This is a genomic window from Streptomyces sp. NPDC005281 (genome assembly GCF_040607495.1).
GTDB lineage: Bacteria > Actinomycetota > Actinomycetes > Streptomycetales > Streptomycetaceae > Streptomyces.
The window spans coordinates 15,094-31,441 of record NZ_JBEXGX010000031.1 but is presented as its reverse complement, the minus strand read 5'-3'; the positions used below and the strand labels follow the sequence as shown (position 1 = coordinate 31,441).

13 protein-coding genes are annotated in these 16,348 nt (G+C 70.2%); 7 read left to right on the top strand and 6 right to left on the bottom strand.

Features of this window, described 5'->3' with window-relative positions:
* The first annotated feature begins 165 nt into the window (after positions 1-165).
* The 5 genes from ABZV42_RS33305 (at position 166) to ABZV42_RS33285 (ending at position 5,034) form a co-directional block, all read left to right on the top strand.
* A complete protein-coding gene (locus ABZV42_RS33305; protein ID WP_355988323.1) occupies positions 166-1,038 on the top strand; it encodes a TraR/DksA C4-type zinc finger protein in 873 nt (290 codons plus the stop codon).
* 125 nt (positions 1,039-1,163) lie between these two features.
* On the top strand, positions 1,164-1,787 hold the full coding sequence (gene lspA, locus ABZV42_RS33300) for a signal peptidase II (protein ID WP_355988326.1): 624 nt from the start codon (positions 1,164-1,166) through the stop codon (positions 1,785-1,787).
* 136 nt (positions 1,788-1,923) lie between these two features.
* The gene (locus ABZV42_RS33295; protein WP_355988329.1) at positions 1,924-2,868 is read left to right on the top strand and encodes an RluA family pseudouridine synthase; all 945 of its coding nucleotides are present in this window, start codon (positions 1,924-1,926) and stop codon (positions 2,866-2,868) included.
* Positions 2,865-3,368: a GNAT family N-acetyltransferase gene (locus ABZV42_RS33290; protein ID WP_356055150.1), complete on the top strand. Its 504-nt coding sequence runs from the start codon at positions 2,865-2,867 to the stop codon at positions 3,366-3,368. Before ABZV42_RS33295 ends, ABZV42_RS33290 begins: the two co-directional genes overlap by 4 nt.
* 79 nt (positions 3,369-3,447) lie before the next feature.
* Positions 3,448-5,034: a Na+/H+ antiporter gene (locus ABZV42_RS33285; protein ID WP_355988335.1), complete on the top strand. Its 1,587-nt coding sequence runs from the start codon at positions 3,448-3,450 to the stop codon at positions 5,032-5,034.
* A gap of 227 nt (positions 5,035-5,261) precedes the next feature.
* Here ABZV42_RS33285 and ABZV42_RS33280 read toward each other — a convergent pair whose 3' ends face one another.
* Complete coding sequence (locus tag ABZV42_RS33280; RefSeq protein WP_355988338.1) at positions 5,262-6,404, bottom strand: mechanosensitive ion channel domain-containing protein; 1,143 nt, start codon at positions 6,402-6,404, stop codon at positions 5,262-5,264.
* A 161-nt stretch (positions 6,405-6,565) separates the two neighbouring features.
* On the opposite strand from ABZV42_RS33280, the gene ABZV42_RS33275 reads away from it, so the two are divergent.
* On the top strand, positions 6,566-7,135 hold the full coding sequence (locus ABZV42_RS33275) for a dienelactone hydrolase family protein (RefSeq protein WP_355988341.1): 570 nt from the start codon (positions 6,566-6,568) through the stop codon (positions 7,133-7,135).
* Between the two features lie 35 nt (positions 7,136-7,170).
* Here the strand turns inward: ABZV42_RS33275 and ABZV42_RS33270 are convergent, their stop codons facing one another.
* The 5 genes from ABZV42_RS33270 to ABZV42_RS33250 form a co-directional block, all read right to left on the bottom strand.
* Positions 7,171-7,521 carry a hypothetical protein gene (locus ABZV42_RS33270; RefSeq protein WP_355988344.1) on the bottom strand — a complete coding sequence of 117 codons (351 nt, stop codon included), beginning with the start codon at positions 7,519-7,521 and terminating at the stop codon, positions 7,171-7,173.
* A gap of 98 nt (positions 7,522-7,619) precedes the next feature.
* Positions 7,620-9,287: an alkaline phosphatase D family protein gene (locus ABZV42_RS33265; RefSeq protein WP_356055148.1), complete on the bottom strand. Its 1,668-nt coding sequence runs from the start codon at positions 9,285-9,287 to the stop codon at positions 7,620-7,622.
* A 158-nt stretch (positions 9,288-9,445) separates the two neighbouring features.
* Complete coding sequence (locus ABZV42_RS33260; RefSeq protein ID WP_356055146.1) at positions 9,446-10,288, bottom strand: thioredoxin domain-containing protein; 843 nt, start codon at positions 10,286-10,288, stop codon at positions 9,446-9,448.
* 74 nt (positions 10,289-10,362) lie between these two features.
* Positions 10,363-11,046, bottom strand: a complete 684-nt coding sequence (locus ABZV42_RS33255) for a hypothetical protein (protein ID WP_355988353.1) — start codon at positions 11,044-11,046, stop codon at positions 10,363-10,365.
* Positions 11,047-11,165: 119 nt separating this feature from the next.
* The gene (locus ABZV42_RS33250) at positions 11,166-12,494 is read right to left on the bottom strand and encodes a DUF2252 domain-containing protein (RefSeq protein ID WP_355988356.1); all 1,329 of its coding nucleotides are present in this window, start codon (positions 12,492-12,494) and stop codon (positions 11,166-11,168) included.
* Positions 12,495-12,761: 267 nt separating this feature from the next.
* Here ABZV42_RS33250 and dnaE point away from each other — a divergent pair, with 267 nt between their 5' ends.
* A complete protein-coding gene (gene dnaE, locus ABZV42_RS33245) occupies positions 12,762-16,301 on the top strand; it encodes a DNA polymerase III subunit alpha (RefSeq protein WP_355988359.1) in 3,540 nt (1,179 codons plus the stop codon).
* Positions 16,302-16,348: the final 47 nt, after the last annotated feature.

The window sequence follows — 16,348 nt, the reverse complement described above, 5'->3', positions numbered from 1 at the left end:
GCGGATTACCCGGCGGGGAGCTGGGCACAACGCATGCAGACTCGCCTCGCGGGGCTCGCGCGGCGGGCGAATCGTGGTCAGGTCCCGTTGCCGCGGGCCTGGAGTCGATTTATCGTCCCAGCACGATTCGCGAGCAAGATCACGATATGTGAAGGGGCCGCGGCCATGGTGGCGAAGAAGACCGCCGTACATCAGTCGGCGTCGGGCAGATCCACGGGAGCGGCGGCCAAGGACACGGGCGGAAAGAGCGACGCGCGGACGGCCCCCGGGACGGACGGGGCGGCTCCCGCGAAGGCGGCCGGGACGAAGGCGGCGTCCTCCGGGACGGCGTCCGCGAAGGCCGTGGGCAAGAAGACAGCCGCCAGGAAGACCGGCGCCAAGAAGGCGGCCACCGCCGGGAAGCACGCGTCCGGGAAATCCGCGGCGGCGAAGAGCACGGGCACGGCGAGGAAGAGCACCGGTACGGCCGGCAAGAGCACCGGTACGGCCAGGAGGACGGCCGCTTCCGCGGCCCAGGGCGCGGCAGAGGCCGCGAAGACGACGGGAGCCCCGACGGTGGTTGCGAAGAAGACCCGTGGCACGGCCACGACTGCGAAGAAGGCCACCGCGGTCCCGAAGGCGAGGATCGCTGCGGTGGAGCCCGGCGAGCTCGCGGTACGCCCGGGGGAGGACCCCTGGACCCCGGAGGAGGTCGGCGAGGCCCGCGCGGAGCTCCAGTCGGAGGCGCTGCGGCTGAGCACCGAGATCTCCTCGTCGGAGGAGGCTCTCGCGGGCCTGATGCGGGACTCCGGCGACGGAGCGGGCGACGACCAGGCGGACACCGGTACGAAAAACATCACACGCGAGCACGAGATGGCGCTCAACTCGAACGCGCGCGAAATGCTGGAGCAGACCGAGCGCGCCCTGGAGCGCCTCGACGCGGGCACCTACGGGCTCTGCGAGAACTGCGGCGACCCCATCGGCAAGGCCAGGATGCAGGCCTTCCCACGGGCCACTCTGTGCGTCGAGTGCAAGCAGAAGCAGGAACGCAGGCACTGAATCCCGGGCGCCGCGCGGGAGCGCCCGCGCCCGGCGCTGCGTGTGGGCTCCTGAGCACCTGGGCCCGGGAGCGGGTGCCGTACCCTCGTCCTCAGTCAGGAACCTAGGTCGAGGGACTCACTCACGTGGCAGAGGCGGAGCGCATCATCGGTACGCCGGACATTCCAGGGCCGGCGGGCGCCGAACCGGACCAGTCCGGCGGGAACGCGGCGTCCGGCGACCGGGTCGGCGCCGACGCGCCGGCCCCGGCCGATCGGCCCAGGGGCAAGCGGCGGATCGCCGTGCTCTTCACGGTGGCCGTACTGGCGTACGCCCTCGATCTCGTCAGCAAGATGATCGTGGTGGCGAAGCTGGAGCACCACGACTCGATCGAGATCGTCGGCGACTGGCTGAAGTTCGAGGCGATCCGCAACGCGGGCGCCGCCTTCGGCTTCGGCCAGGCGTTCACGATCATCTTCACGGTGATCGCGGCGGCGGTGATCGTCGTCATCGCCCGGCTCGCCCGCAAGCTCTACAGCGTGCCGTGGGCCATCGCGCTCGGCCTGCTGCTCGGCGGCGCGCTCGGCAACCTGACCGACCGGATCTTCCGCTCGCCCGGCGTGTTCGAGGGCGCGGTCGTGGACTTCATCGCGCCCAAGCACTTCGCCGTCTTCAACCTCGCCGACTCGGCGATCGTCTGCGGCGGCATCCTGATCGTGCTGCTGTCCTTCCGGGGCCTGGACCCGGACGGCACGGTCCACAAGGACTGACCCGCCAGGGCCCCCGCCCGGGGCCCGTCGTACGGACCGTCCCACGGCCGGTACGACGCCTCGGAGAGGCCCCGGCGGGGCACTGGCGTTCGGGACGTGGTCCGGCGGTGTCCGAGCCGTCCGGCATACTCGACGGGTGAGTACCGTTCCCGAGATCCGCACCCTGCCCGTGCCCGACGGCCTGGAGGGCGAGCGTGTAGACGCCGCCATCTCCCGCATGCTGGGCTTCTCCCGTACCAAGGCCGCTGAGCTCGCCGCGGCGGGGAAGGTCACGGTCGACGGCTCGGTGGTCGGCAAGTCCGAGCGCGTGCACGGCGGCGCCTGGCTCGAGGTGGAGATGCCCGGGGCCCCGGCGCCCGTGCAGATCGTCGCCGAGCCCGTCGAGGGCATGGAGATCATCCACGACGACGACGACGTGCTCGTGATCGTCAAGCCCGTCGGCGTGGCCGCGCACCCCAGCCCCGGCTGGTCCGGCCCGACCGTCATCGGCGGCCTCGCGGCCGCCGGCTACCGCATCTCGACCTCCGGCGCGGCCGAGCGCCAGGGCATCGTGCACCGCCTCGACGTGGGCACCTCGGGCCTGATGACGGTCGCCAAGTCCGAGTACGCGTACACCTCGCTCAAGCGCCAGTTCAAGGAGCGCACGGTCGACAAGCGCTACCACGCGCTCGTGCAGGGCCACCCGGACCCGACCAGCGGCACCATCGACGCGCCCATCGGACGCCACCCGAACCACGACTACAAGTGGGCGGTCACCTCCGAGGGCAAGCCCTCCGTCACGCACTACGACCTGGTCGAGGCGTTCCGCGCCGCCTCCCTGCTCGACATCAAGCTGGAGACCGGGCGCACCCACCAGATCCGCGTCCACATGTCCGCCCACCGCCACCCCTGTGTCGGCGACCTGACCTACGGCGCGGACCCCACGCTCGCCAAGCGGCTCGGCCTCACCCGCCAGTGGCTGCACGCGGTGCGGCTCGGCTTCGAGCACCCCGCGGACGGCCGGTGGGTGGAGTTCGAGAGCGACTACCCCGAGGACCTTCAGCGGGCGCTCGACAAGGTCCGTGAGGAGAGCTACGCGTGAGCGGCGCTCCGGACGCGGCGGCGGACGTCCTTCCGGCGGCTGCCTACGAGGTGCGCGTCGCCGAGCACGCGGGCGACCGTGAGGCCTGTTTCGCGGTGCGCAAGGACGTCTTCGTCGGCGAGCAGGGCGTCCCCCAGGACATCGAGTACGACGCGTACGACGCCGGCGCCCTGCACGTGCTGGCGGTCCGCGAGGACGGCGTACCGCTCGGCACCGGGCGTCTCCTGGAGGGCGAGGCGGCCGCCGCGAAGGTCGGCGGGGATCCGGCCGTCGGCTCGCTCGGGCGGCTCGCCGTGACGCGCGAGGCGCGCGGGCTCGGCGTCGGCGCCGCGCTCGTGCGGGCCATCGAGACCGCGGCACGCGCGCGTGGCCTGGCCGCCGTGGACCTGCACGCGCAGACCCACGCGCTGGGCTTCTACGAACGGCTCGGATACGTGGCGTACGGTCCGGAGTTCGCCGACGCGGGAATGCCGCACCGCGCGATGCGCAAGGCGCTGTGAGCGGGGATTGACGTAGCGGCGTGGCACGCTTGAGGTCTGGTTCGCCCTTGATCGTCTAGACCCCGCCGGAGCGCTGACCATGGATCAGTTGGCCCTGCTGTTCGTGCTGCTGCTCGGGGCCGTGGTCAGCGTCCCGCTCGGAGAGCGGTGGGGCCTTCCCTCGCCCGTCCTGATGACCCTGCTCGGCATGGTGCTCGCCGTGCTGGACTTCGTCCCGAACGTGGACATCCCGCCGGAACTGATCCTGCCCGCGCTGCTGCCGCCGTTGCTGTACGCCGCGGTGCGGCGCACCTCGTGGAGACAGTTCGCCGCGAACAGACGCCCGATCTTCCTGCTCGCCGTGGCCCTGGTGTTCGTCACCACACTGGCCGTCGCGGGAGTCGCGAGCTCGATCGTGCCGGGCCTGCCGCTCTCCGCCGCCTTCGCGCTGGGCGCCCTCGTGGCACCGCCCGACCCGGTCGCAGCGACCGCCGTCGCGGGACAGCTCGGGCTGCCGCGCCGTCTGGTGTCGATCCTGGAGGGGGAGGGGCTCTTCAACGACGTGACGGCGATCGTGCTGTACCACGTCGCGATCGCCGCCGCGGTCAGCGGGGCCTTCTCGCCCTGGCGGGCCGGACTCGATTTCGTGCTCTCCGCCGTCGTCGCCCTTATCGTCGGGCTGGCCCTCGGGTGGACCGCCAACAGACTGATGACCCTGGTGGGCGACGCCTCCCTCCAGGTCGGTCTGACCCTGCTGGTGCCGTACGCCGCGTACGTGCTGGCCGAGGAGCTGCACGGGTCGGGGGTGCTCGCCGTGCTCGTCACCGCCCTGTTCCTCGCCGAGTACGCCACCGACGCCGACGACGTCATGACCCGGCTCGCCGGCTCGACCGTCTGGGAGGTGGTGGACACGCTCGTCACCGGCGTCGCCTTCGGGCTGATCGGCCTCGAACTGCACAACGCGATCCGCACGGCGTCGGGACGGTGGGGCGAGCTGCTCGGCTGGGCCGCCACGATCGTGGTCGTGGTCGTGTTCGTACGCCTGGCCTGGCTGCTGCCCGCGACCTGGCTGACGAAGCGGCTGCACGCCAAGCGGGACTACGACGAGGAGATCCCGACCTCGTGGCGGGAGACCGTGGTCATGTGGTGGGCCGGGATGCGCGGGGTCGCCTCCGTGGCCCTGGCGCTCGCGATCCCGCTGGAGATGGACGACGGGTCGCCGTTCCCCGACCGGGACGAGATCGTGTTCATCGCCTTCGGGGTGATCATGGCGACCCTGGTGCTTCAGGGGCTCACCCTGCCCTGGCTGGTCAGGAAGCTCGGGGTGCGGGCCGACGAGGACGTCGAGAAGGCCTTCGAGAAGGAGCTCGCGGTACGGGCCGCCAAGGCCGCGCGGCGAAGGCTCAGGGAGATCGAGGAGGTGGAGGAGCTGCCGGAGGAGCTCTCCGAGCAGCTCCTGCGCAGGGCCTTCGAGATCGGTGTGCGGATCAGTCCCGACATGGGGGACGAGGAGCGGCGCGAGGCGCATGTGCAGCGGGTCCGGCGGATGAAGCGGATGCGGCGGATCCAGGGGGAGATGCTGAGCGCGGCCCGGCACGAGGTGCTGTCCGCGCGGAGCGAGCCCGGGGCCGACCCGGAGATCGTGGACCGGGTCCTCAGACACCTCGACGTCCGCAGCCTGCGCTGACGCCTGCCGACGGTGCACCTGGGCCTCGCCCGGGCCCGGGCCTGCGCCGGACCTGGCCTGGCCGGCGCGTCCGATGCGTCGGCCCTGCCAGGCGCGTCAGGCCGGCCCGGCACGTCCGGTCGGCGCAGCACGCTGAACACGGGGGCGCCGGCCTGGCCAGGCCCGGCGGCGCAGCACGCTGAACACGGGGGGCCGGCCTGCGCCTTCGGAACGATGCGGAGTGGTTCTCAGCCTCGGCCGGGGCCCGTTCGGGGCGCTTCGTGGGTGTGGCGGACGTGGCTCGCGCGGGCCGCCACCGCGTCGGTCTCCGCGCGGCCCGTGCGCGGGTTCTGCCCCGGGAGCGACGCCGCCTCGGCGGTGTTGACGCGGGGGAGCGCGTAGGGGTGCCGCTCGGTCAGCCAGCGCATCATCTGCTCGCGGACCGTGACCCGTACCGTCCAGATGTCGTCCGCGTCCTTCGCGGTGACGAGGGCGCGCACCTGCATGGTGCTGGGCGTCGAGTCGGTGACGGCGAGGCCGTAGTCGCGGCCGTCCCAGGCCGGGCACTCGCGAAGGATGTCGCGCAGCTTCCCGCGCATCGCCTCCACCGGGGCGGAGTGGTCGAGGTGGAGGAAGACGATGCCGGTCATCTGGGGAGTGCCGCGCGACCAGTTCTCGAACGGCTTGGAGGTGAAGTACGAGACCGGCATGGTGATCCGGCGCTCGTCCCACGTCCGTACGGTCAGGAACGTCAGGGTGATCTCCTCGACCGTGCCCCACTCGCCGTCGACCACCACGGTGTCGCCGAGCCGCACCATGTCGCCGAACGCGATCTGAAGTCCGGCGAAGAGGTTCGAGAGCGTGGACTGCGCCGCGACACCGGCGACGATGCCGAGGATTCCGGCCGAGGCCAGCAGCGAGGCGCCGGCCGCGCGCATCGCCGGGAAGGTGAGCAGCATCGCGGCGGCCGCGACGACGCCCACGACCGCGGTGACCACCCGCTGGATCAGCGCGACCTGGGTGCGGACCCGGCGGACCCGGGCCGGATCACGGTGCGCGTTCGCGTAGCGGCTGTACGAGGTCTCGACGACGGCGCCGGCGATGCTGACCACCAGCCAGGCGGCGGCGCCGATGAGGATCAGGGTCAGTGTCCTGCCGATGCCGACCCGGTGCTCGACCAGGAGCCTCACCTGGCCGTAGGAGCCTCTGAGCAGGGCAGCGAACAGGACCAGCTGGAAGGGGACACGGCCGCGGCGGAGCAGACCCCACAGGGAGGTCTCGCTGTGCCGGTCGGCAGCCCGGCGCAACAGGCGGTCCACGGACCACCCGATGAGCAGGGTGAGCACGACCGAGCCGCCGACGACGATCACCGGGCGCAGTACGTTCTCCATGCCTGAGAACGTAACCGGCCCTCAGCGTCATGAACATGTGTTCTCCGGGCGGAACGGGGTATCCCAGGGGCCCGTCCCAGGACGCCCGGCGATCGGGCTCCGGTCACCCTCGCGCTGTGCCCGGCCCGGCGCTGTCGGTGCCGGCTGGCACCATGGAGTCCATGAACATCATGCTCTTTCACTCGACCTACGGTCTCCGGCCGGCGGTGCGCGCGGCGGCGGACCGGCTGAGGGCCGCGGGACACGAGGTGTGGACCCCCGATCTCTTCGAGGGACGCACCTTCGAGACCGTCGAGGAGGGCATGGCCTTCAGTGACGGGACCGGCAAGGACGAACTGCTGAAGCGGGCGGTGCTGGCCGCCGCGCCCTACTCCGAGCGCGGCCTGGTCTACGCGGGCTTCTCCCTCGGCGCCTCGGTGGGCCAGACCCTGGCCCTCGGCGACGAGAAGGCCCGCGGGCTGCTCCTGCTGCACGGCACGTCGGACATCGCCGCGAGCGCGTCGGTGGACGGCCTTCCGGTCCAACTGCATGTCGCCGAGCCCGATCAGTTCGAGACGGACGACTGGCTGAGCGCCTGGTATCTCCAGATGCAGAGAACCGGAGCCGACGTGGAGATCTACCGCTACGCGGGCGCCGGGCACCTCTACACCGACCCGGACCTGCCCGACTACGACGCCGAGGCCGCCGAGGCCACCTGGAAGGTGGCGCTCGGCTTCCTCGACTCGTTGTAGCGCTCCGCCCGCTGCGGGGCGGAGCGCCGGGGGCCTCAGCCCGGGAAGCATTCCTTCGGCGGGTGCACCAGCGACGGGAAGTGCCCGGACCACACCCAGCTCGTCGGCTGGGAGTCGTAGATCCTGAACCACCGCTCCCCCGACGGGGTGTGGGTGGTCGAGCACTGGATGCGCAGGGTGGTGCCCCGCGGCTCCGTGCGGTACCTCGTCGACGAGGAGGTGGGCTGGGCGTATATGGGAGAGCTTTCCGCCGTGGTCAGGTTGACGTACGCCGGCGCCGCCGCGGCGGCGTCCTGGGCCTCGGCGGAGGTGGTCGTGAGCCCGGCGAGGACCAGCGCGGCGCCGAGCACCGCGGACTTCGTCAGGACACTTTGGGGGGTGGCCATGTGACTCCAATCGTGGGCGATATTGACGGTCCGCAAATGTGTCAAGCCGTCAATATCCCTAATATTACGGAGACTTGATCACTCGCGATCATCGGCCCCTATGCGGGGTCGTACGTCCGTTCCACCGTCTGCGTGCCGGTGCGCGTGCGGTACGAACGGGCCCAGGACGAGGTCGCGTTCGGGTTCGTGCGGTCGGAGAGCACGTAGTAGTCCATCTGCGCGCGGTCGGCGGTGATGTCCAGGACGCCGTAACCGTGGCGGTCGGTGTCGACCCAGTGGACATGCCGGTTGGCCGCGCGGATGACCGGGGAGGCGATGGCGGAGACGACGCCCTCGGGGACCTTGACGATGTCGTCGAGGTTGTCGGAGGTCATCGAGGTGACCACGAACTCCGTGGCGGCGGAGGCGGACAGCGGGTACGTGCCGGCGTCCACCGGCACGTCGTTGGCCCAGGCCATGTGGATGTCGCCGGTCAGGAAGACCGTGTTGCGGATCGCGTTGGAGCGCAGGTGCGCGAGCAGTTCGCGGCGGTCGTCGGTGTAGCCGTCCCACTGGTCGGTGTTGACGGCGATGCCCTCCTGCGGCAGCCCGAGCAGCTTGGCGAGCGGCTTGAGCAGGTCGGCGGAGAGGGCGCCCACCGCGAACGGCGAGATCATCACCGAGTTGCCGACCAGACGCCAGGTGGTGTCCGAGGACTTGAGCCCGGACTTCAGCCAGTCGAGCTGGGCGCGCCCGGTGATCGTACGGTCCGGGTCGTCGACCGAACCGCTGGCGGTGGACGCCTGCTGCGACCGGAACGAGCGCAGGTCGAGCAGCGCGAGGTCGGCGAGCTTGCCGAAGCGCAGCCTGCGGTAGGTGGTGCCGGCGATGGCGGGGCGCACCGGCATCCACTCGAAGTAGGCCTGCTTCGCCGCCGCCTGCCGGTCCGTCCAGGCGCCCTCGGCACCCTCGGTGTGGTTGACCGCGCCGCCCGACCAGGAGTTGTCGGCGAACTCGTGGTCGTCCCAGATCGCGACGACCGGCGCCTTGTGGTGCAGGGCCTGGAGGTCCGGGTCGGTCTTGTAACGGCCGTGCCGGGTGCGGTAGTCGGCGAGGGTGAGGATCTCGTTGGCGGGGGAGTGCGGCCGTACGACCGTGCCGCGGGTCCCGTACTCGCCTGACTTGTACTCGTAGATGTAGTCGCCGAGGTGGAGCCAGGCGTCCAGGTCGCCCCGGGCCGCGAGATGGCGGTACGCCGAGAAGTAGCCGGCCTCCCAGTTGGCGCAGGAGACCACGCCGAAGCGCAGATTGGCCACCGAGGCGTCGGCGGCCGGGGTGGTGCGGGTGCGGGCGACGGGCGAGTCGGTGCCGCCGGCGGAGAAGCGGAACCAGTAGTCGGTGGCCGGCTGGAGACCGCGGATGTCCGCCTTGACGGTGTGGTCGGAGGCGGCCGTCGCGGTCGTGGAACCCTTGGCGACGATCGAGGTGAACGCCTTGTCCCTGGCGACGGTCCAGCTCACCTCGGTGTCCGGGCCGAGCCCGGAGCCGGGTATCGCCTGGGAGGCGGGCGTCACCCGGGTCCACAGGAGGATGCCGTCGGGCAGCGGGTCGCCCGAGGCGACGCCGTGCAGGAAAGAGGGCGCCTCGGCGGCGCGGGCGGGCAGGGCGGCCGCGAGCGGGGCGGCGAGGACGGCGGTGGCGGCCGCGGCCTTGACGACCGTACGGCGGCGCGGGGCGCGGGAGTTGAGCGCGCCCTCGAAGTCGGATGATCTCTGTCGACTGGTCACGGGCGACGAGGTTACCGAGCGGTACAGGCCAAGAGCGGGCGAACTGGAAAAGTTCGCCCGCTCTTCGGCTTTTCGCCGCTCGGGTCACACGGTTCACAGGGGCCGCCCGCGCCACCCGGCCTGCCGCGCCGGGCGGTTCGGGGAAGCGGCGGCGCCGGTCAGGCCTTGAGGGCCGCGTCGACGAGCGTGTTGAAGTCGGCGACCGTCATCGGGGCATTGCCGTTCGAGGTGGTGAGCATCTTGCCGTTCATCACCAGGCTCGGCGTCCCGGTGACGCCGTCCTTGTTGTTGTCCCACGACTTCGACATCGCCAGCGCCCAGGCGTCGTACGTGCCCTTCTTGACCGCGTTCTGGAACGCGGCGTTGCCCTTCAGCGCGAGGACGGTGTCCGCGACCTTGATCAGGTAGGCGTCGTCCTTGAACTTGTCCGTCGTCTCGTCCGGGTGCCACTTCGCCGAGTACAGCGCGGTCTTGTACTCGAGGAACGCCTCGGAGCTGACGTTCAGGGCGGCGCCCATCGCGCTCAGGGCGTTCTTGGAGCCCTCGCCGCGAGAGCCGATCTGGCCCTTGCCCAGCGCGTCGCCGTCGATGAAGGTGCCACCGATGTACTGGATCTTGAACTTGCCGTCGTCGAGGTCCTTCTTGACCGTCGTGCCGACGGTCTGCTCGAACGAGGCGCAGACGGGGCAGCGCGGGTCCTCATAGAGCTTGAGGGTCTTCTTCGCGGTGTCCTTGCCGATGACGACGGTGGTGCCCTTGGTGCCCGTCGTGTTGGCCGGCGCCACGACCGTCTTGGCGTCCTTCAGGCCCTCCCAGTAGCTGGGCTTGTTGTTCTGCACGACGGCGTAGCCGATGCCGCCCGCTATCGCGAGGACCGCTACGAGGGAGCCGGCCACGATTCCCTGGCGCTTGATCTTGTCGCGCTTGGCCTGGCGTTCGCGCTCCAGACGCAGCTTCTCGCGCGCCGCCGTCTTCGACTCCTGGCTGTTCCGCTTGCTCATGGTGGTGTTCTCCATCAGGGACGCGCACAACGTGGTACGCGGAATACGTAAAGGGGACTGCTGATACTCAGGGCTCAGGCGGGAACGGCCCTGAGGGGCGGTCCGCGGCGTCCCAGGGAGTGCACGAACAGGAGGGTGCGGGCGGCGGCCGGCCGGGGCGCGGTGCGCGGCAGCGGACGGGCCGGGGCGAGCCGTACGGTCACCGCGGCTACCGCGAGCAGCAGCGGCCGGAACGTCGAGGCGGCCACCGCGCGCAGCAGCTGGTCGAGGGCGCGCTCGCCCCGGCGCAGCCAGGCGGCCGCGAGCAGGCCGACGGCGACGTGCGCGCCGAGCAGCAGCCAAGGGGCGGCCGGGTCGGTGTGCGCGAGCAGGGCGGCGGCACGGCCGGGGCCGCCGCCGGCCACCCGGGACAGCGGGGTCCCCACGCTGCCGCCGCACAGCACGTCGAGGCCGACCGAGCGCAGCGGACCCGCGACCGGGCCGCCCGCTCTGCCGTAACAGACGTGCTGGCCCGTCGTGAACACGGTGTCGGCGGCCAGTTCCAGCGGGACGAGCAGGGCGGCGATGCGGCCGAAGCCGCGTTCACGGCCCGCGAGCGCGAAGGAGAGGGCGAAGACGGCGGCGCTGATCGCGGCCACGGTGGTGAGCGGCAGCGGCACCTGGGACAGCAGCACGTGCGACGCGGCGGAGAGCGTCACGACGACGGCCGTGAACACTGCCGCGCGTGCGGCTCTGAGCTGGGTCCCGGATATGTCCATAGCGGAGGCGAGTCTCCCACGCGCTCCCGTAAGCGTCCCCTAAAGGGTTCCTGTGCGTTACGGGAGCGTTGTGGGGCGACCGGTCGCGGGGCGTGCGGCCCCGCGACCGGCCGTGCGCTCTACAGTCCCGGGATCCGTCCGTTGCGGAACAGGTCCACGAAGATCTGGTGGTCACCGCGCGCGCGGCCGCCGTAGCTGTGCGCGAAGTCCACCAGGAGGTCGGCGAAGCCGTCCTCGTCGGCCGCGATGGCCGCGTCGATGGCCCGTTCCGTGGAGAACGGCACCAGGTCCGAGTGGCCGCTCTCGTCGTCCGCGGCCGCGTGCATCGTGGCGGTGGAGCGGCCGAGGTCGGCGACCACCGAGGCGATCTCCTCGAGGTCGTCGATGTCGCCCCAGTCCAGGTCCACCGCGTACGGGGAGACCTCGGCGACCAGCTGGCCCGCGCCGTCGAGCTCGGTCCAGCCCAGCCACGGGTCGGCGTGTGCCTGGAGGGCACGCTGCGAGATCACCGTGCGGTGGCCCTCGTGCTGGAAGTAGCCGCGGATCGCGGCGTCCGTGACGTGCCGGGAGACGGCCGGGGTCTGGGCCTGCTTGATGTAGATCACCACATCGTTCTCCAGGGCGTCGCTGTTGCCCTCCAGAAGGATGTTGTACGACGGAAGGCCGGCCGAGCCGATGCCGATGCCGCGGCGGCCCACGACGTCCTTCACGCGGTACGAGTCCGGGCGGGTCAGCGAGGACTCCGGGAGCGTCTCCAGATAGCCGTCGAAGGCCGCGAGGACCTTGTAACGGGTCGCGGCGTCCAGCTCGATGGAGCCGCCGCCCGGCGCGAAGCGGCGCTCGAAGTCGCGGATCTCGGTCATCGACTCGAGCAGTCCGAAGCGGGTCAGCGAGCGGGCGTCGCGCAGCGCGTCCAGGAGCGGGCCCTCGGCGGTGTCCAGCGTGAAGGGCGGCACCTCGTCGCTCTTGGCGCCGGTGGCCAGGGCGTGGATGCGCTCGCGGTACGCAGCCGCGTACACCCGCACCAGCTCGGTGATCTGCTCGTCACTGAGCGCCTTCGCGTAGCCGATGAGCGCCACCGAGGCGGCGAAGCGCTTGAGGTCCCAGGTGAAGGGGCCGACGTACGCCTCGTCGAAGTCGTTCACGTTGAAGATCAGACGGCCCTGGGCGTCCATGTACGTGCCGAAGTTCTCGGCGTGCAGATCGCCGTGGATCCACACGCGCGAGGTGCGCTCGTCCAGGTACGGGCCGCCCCGCCGGTCTTGGTCGAGGTCGTGGTAGAAGAGCGCCGCGGTGCCGCGGTAGAACGCGAAGGCCGAGGCCGCCATCTTGCGGAACTTCACGCGGAACGCGGCCGGGTCGGCGGCCAGGAGCTCGCCGAAGGCGGTGTCGAAGACGGCGAGGATCTGCTCGCCGCGTTGCTCGGCGCTGAGCTGCGGGTCCGACATCGCTGGGTGCCTCCTGGTGCAGGTGTTGCGGGACATGAACGGGACGGGCGCGCCGCCCCGGGACAAAGGGTCCGTCCACTTCCAACGGACGAAGATACGCGGGAGTGCCCGGGTTCCGGCAGCGAACGCACACCCCGGACACCGGTCTCCCGTACGACGGTACGGATGATCCTCCGCCGAGTGTCAGTCGCGCGTCATAGACTTCGACGCTGACCCCCCAGACTGTCCGCAGCCTGTAACCGATGGTTCTTCCTGGAGGCCGAAACCGTGTCGAAGCCGCCGTTCACGCACCTGCACGTCCACACCCAGTACTCGTTGCTGGACGGTGCCGCGCGGCTCAAGGACATGTTCGACGCGTGCAACGAGATGGGCATGACCCATATCGCGATGAGCGACCACGGCAACCTCCACGGGGCCTATGACTTCTTCCACACGGCGAAGAAGGCGGGTGTCACCCCGATCATCGGCATCGAGGCGTACGTCGCCCCGGAGTCCCGCCGCAACAAGCGCAAGATCCAGTGGGGCCAGCCGCACCAGAAGCGCGACGACGTGTCCGGTTCGGGCGGTTACACCCACAAGACGATCTGGGCGTCGAACCGTACGGGCCTGCACAACCTCTTCAAGCTCTCCTCGGACGCGTACGCCGAGGGCTGGCTCCAGAAGTGGCCCCGGATGGACAAGGAGACGATCTCCCAGTGGTCGGAGGGGCTCATCGCCTCCACCGGCTGCCCCTCCGGCGAGCTCCAGACCAGGCTGCGCCTCGGCCAGTTCGACGAGGCTCTGAAGGCGGCCGCCGAGTACCAGGACATCTTCGGCAAGGAGCGCTACTTCCTGGAGCTGATGGACCACGGCATCGAGATCGAGCGCCGGGTCCGCGACGGGCTCCTGGAGATCGGCAAGAAGCTCGGCATCCCGCCCCTGGTGACGAACGACTCGCACTACACGTACGCGCACGAGGCGACCGCCCACGACGCCCTGCTGTGCATCCAGACCGGCAAGAACCTCTCCGACCCGGACCGCTTCCGCTTCGACGGCACCGGCTACTACCTGAAGTCGACGGACGAGATGTACGCCATCGACTCCTCGGACGCCTGGCAGGAGGGCTGCGCCAACACCCTCCTGGTGGCCGAGCAGATCGACACCACCGGCATGTTCGAGGCGAAGAACCTCATGCCGAAGTTCGACATCCCCGACGGCTACACCGAGGTCACCTGGTTCCAGGCGGAGACCATGCGCGGCATGGAGCGCCGCTTCCCCGGCGGCATCCCGGACGACCGGATGAAGCAGGTCGAGTACGAGATGGACACCATCATCTCGATGGGGTTCCCGGGGTACTTCCTCGTCGTCGCCGACTTCATCATGTGGGCGAAGAAGCAGGGCATCGCGGTCGGCCCCGGCCGTGGCTCCGCGGCCGGTTCGATCGTCGCCTACGCCATGGGCATCACCGACCTCGACCCGATCCCGCACGGTCTGATCTTCGAGCGCTTCCTCAACCCCGAGCGCATCTCCATGCCCGACGTCGACATCGACTTCGACGAGCGCAGGCGCGTCGAGGTGATCCGGTACGTGACGGAGAAGTACGGATCCGACAAGGTCGCCATGATCGGCACCTACGGCAAGATCAAGGCCAAGAACGCGATCAAGGACTCCGCGCGGGTGCTCGGCTACCCGTACGCGATGGGCGACCGGCTCACCAAGGCGATGCCCGCCGACGTCCTCGGCAAGGGCATCGACCTGAACGGCATCACCGACCCCTCGCACCCCCGCTACGGCGAGGCGGGCGAGATCCGCGGGATGTACGAGAACGAGCCGGACGTGAAGAAGGTCATCGACACCGCCAAGGGCGTCGAGGGCCTGGTCCGGCAGATGGGTGTGCACGCCGCCGGCGTGATCATGTCCAGCGAGCCCATCGTCGACCACGCCCCCATCTGGGTGCGGCACACCGACGGCGTGACCATCACGCAGTGGGACTACCCGCAGTGCGAGTCGCTCGGCCTGCTGAAGATGGACTTCCTGGGCCTGCGCAACCTGACGATCATGGACGACGCCGTCAAGATGGTGAAGTCCAACAAGGGCATCGACCTCGACCTGCTGGCCCTGCCCCTGGACGATCCGACGACCTTCGACCTGCTTCAGCGCGGCGACACCCTCGGCGTCTTCCAGTTCGACGGCGGCCCCATGCGCTCGCTGCTGCGCCTGATGAAGCCTGACAACTTCGAAGACATCTCCGCCGTCTCCGCCCTGTACCGTCCCGGCCCGATGGGCATGGACTCGCACACCAACTACGCGCTGCGCAAGAACAAGCTCCAGGAGATCACGCCGATCCACAAGGAGCTGGAGAAGCCCCTCGAAGAGGTCCTGGCCGTCACCTACGGTCTGATCGTCTACCAGGAGCAGGTGCAGAAGGCCGCCCAGATCATCGCGGGCTACTCGCTCGGCGAGGCCGACATCCTCCGCCGCGTGATGGGCAAGAAGAAGCCCGACGAGCTGGCGAAGAACTTCACCATCTTCCAGGCCGGAGCCAAGAAGAACGGCTACAGCGACGAGGCGATCCAGAGCCTGTGGGACGTGCTGGTCCCGTTCGCCGGCTACGCGTTCAACAAGGCGCACTCGGCCGCGTACGGACTGGTCTCGTACTGGACCGCCTACCTGAAGGCGAACCACCCCGCCGAGTACATGGCCGGGCTGCTGACCTCGGTGAAGGACGACAAGGACAAGTCGGCCGTCTACCTCAACGAGTGCCGGCGCATGGGCATCAAGGTGCTGCCGCCCAACGTGAACGAGTCCGAGCAGAACTTCGCCGCGCAGGGCGACGACGTGATCCTCTTCGGCCTCTCGGCCGTCCGCAACGTCGGCACGAACGTGGTCGAGTCGATCATCCGCAGCCGCAAGGCGAAGGGGAAGTACGGCTCCTTCCCCGACTACCTCGACAAGGTCGAGGCGGTCGCCTGCAACAAGCGCACCACGGAATCACTGATCAAGGCGGGCGCGTTCGACACGATGGGGCACACCCGCAAGGGCCTCACCGCGCAGTTCGAGCCGATGATCGACAACGTGGTGGCGGTCAAGCGCAAGGAGGCCGAGGGTCAGTTCGACCTCTTCGGCGGCATGGGGGACGAGGACACCAGCGAGCCCGGATTCGGGCTCGACGTGGAGTTCACCACCGACGAGTGGGACAAGGCCTATCTGCTCGCCCAGGAGCGGGAGATGCTCGGCCTGTACGTCTCCGACCACCCGCTCTTCGGCCTGGAGCACGTCCTGTCCGACAAGGCCGACGCCGGCATCTCCCAGCTGACCGGAGGCGAGCACGCGGACGGCGCGGTCGTCACGATCGGCGGCATCATCTCGGGCCTTCAGCGCAAGATGACCAAGCAGGGCAACGCCTGGGCGATCGCCACCGTCGAGGACCTCGCGGGCTCCATCGAGTGCATGTTCTTCCCCGCGACCTATCAGCTGGTGTCGACCCAACTGGTCGAGGACGCGGTCGTCTTCGTCAAGGGGCGCCTCGACAAGCGCGAGGACGTGCCGCGGCTGGTCGCGATGGAACTCCAGGTCCCGGACCTGTCGAACGCGGGCACCAACGCGCCCGTGATTCTCACCATCCCGGCGCTGAAGGTGACTCCGCCGATGGTCAGCCGGCTCGGCGAGATCCTCAGCCACCACAAGGGCGAGAGCGAGGTCCGCATCAGGCTCCAGGGACCGAGCAGGACCACGGTGCTGCGGCTCGACCGGCACCGGGTGAAGCCGGACCCGGCGCTCTTCGGCGATCTGAAGGTGCTGCTCGGCCCGTCCTGCCTGGCCGGCTGACGCCGTACGGCCCGGTGGAGGGCGGGGAGACGTCCTGACGCAGATCC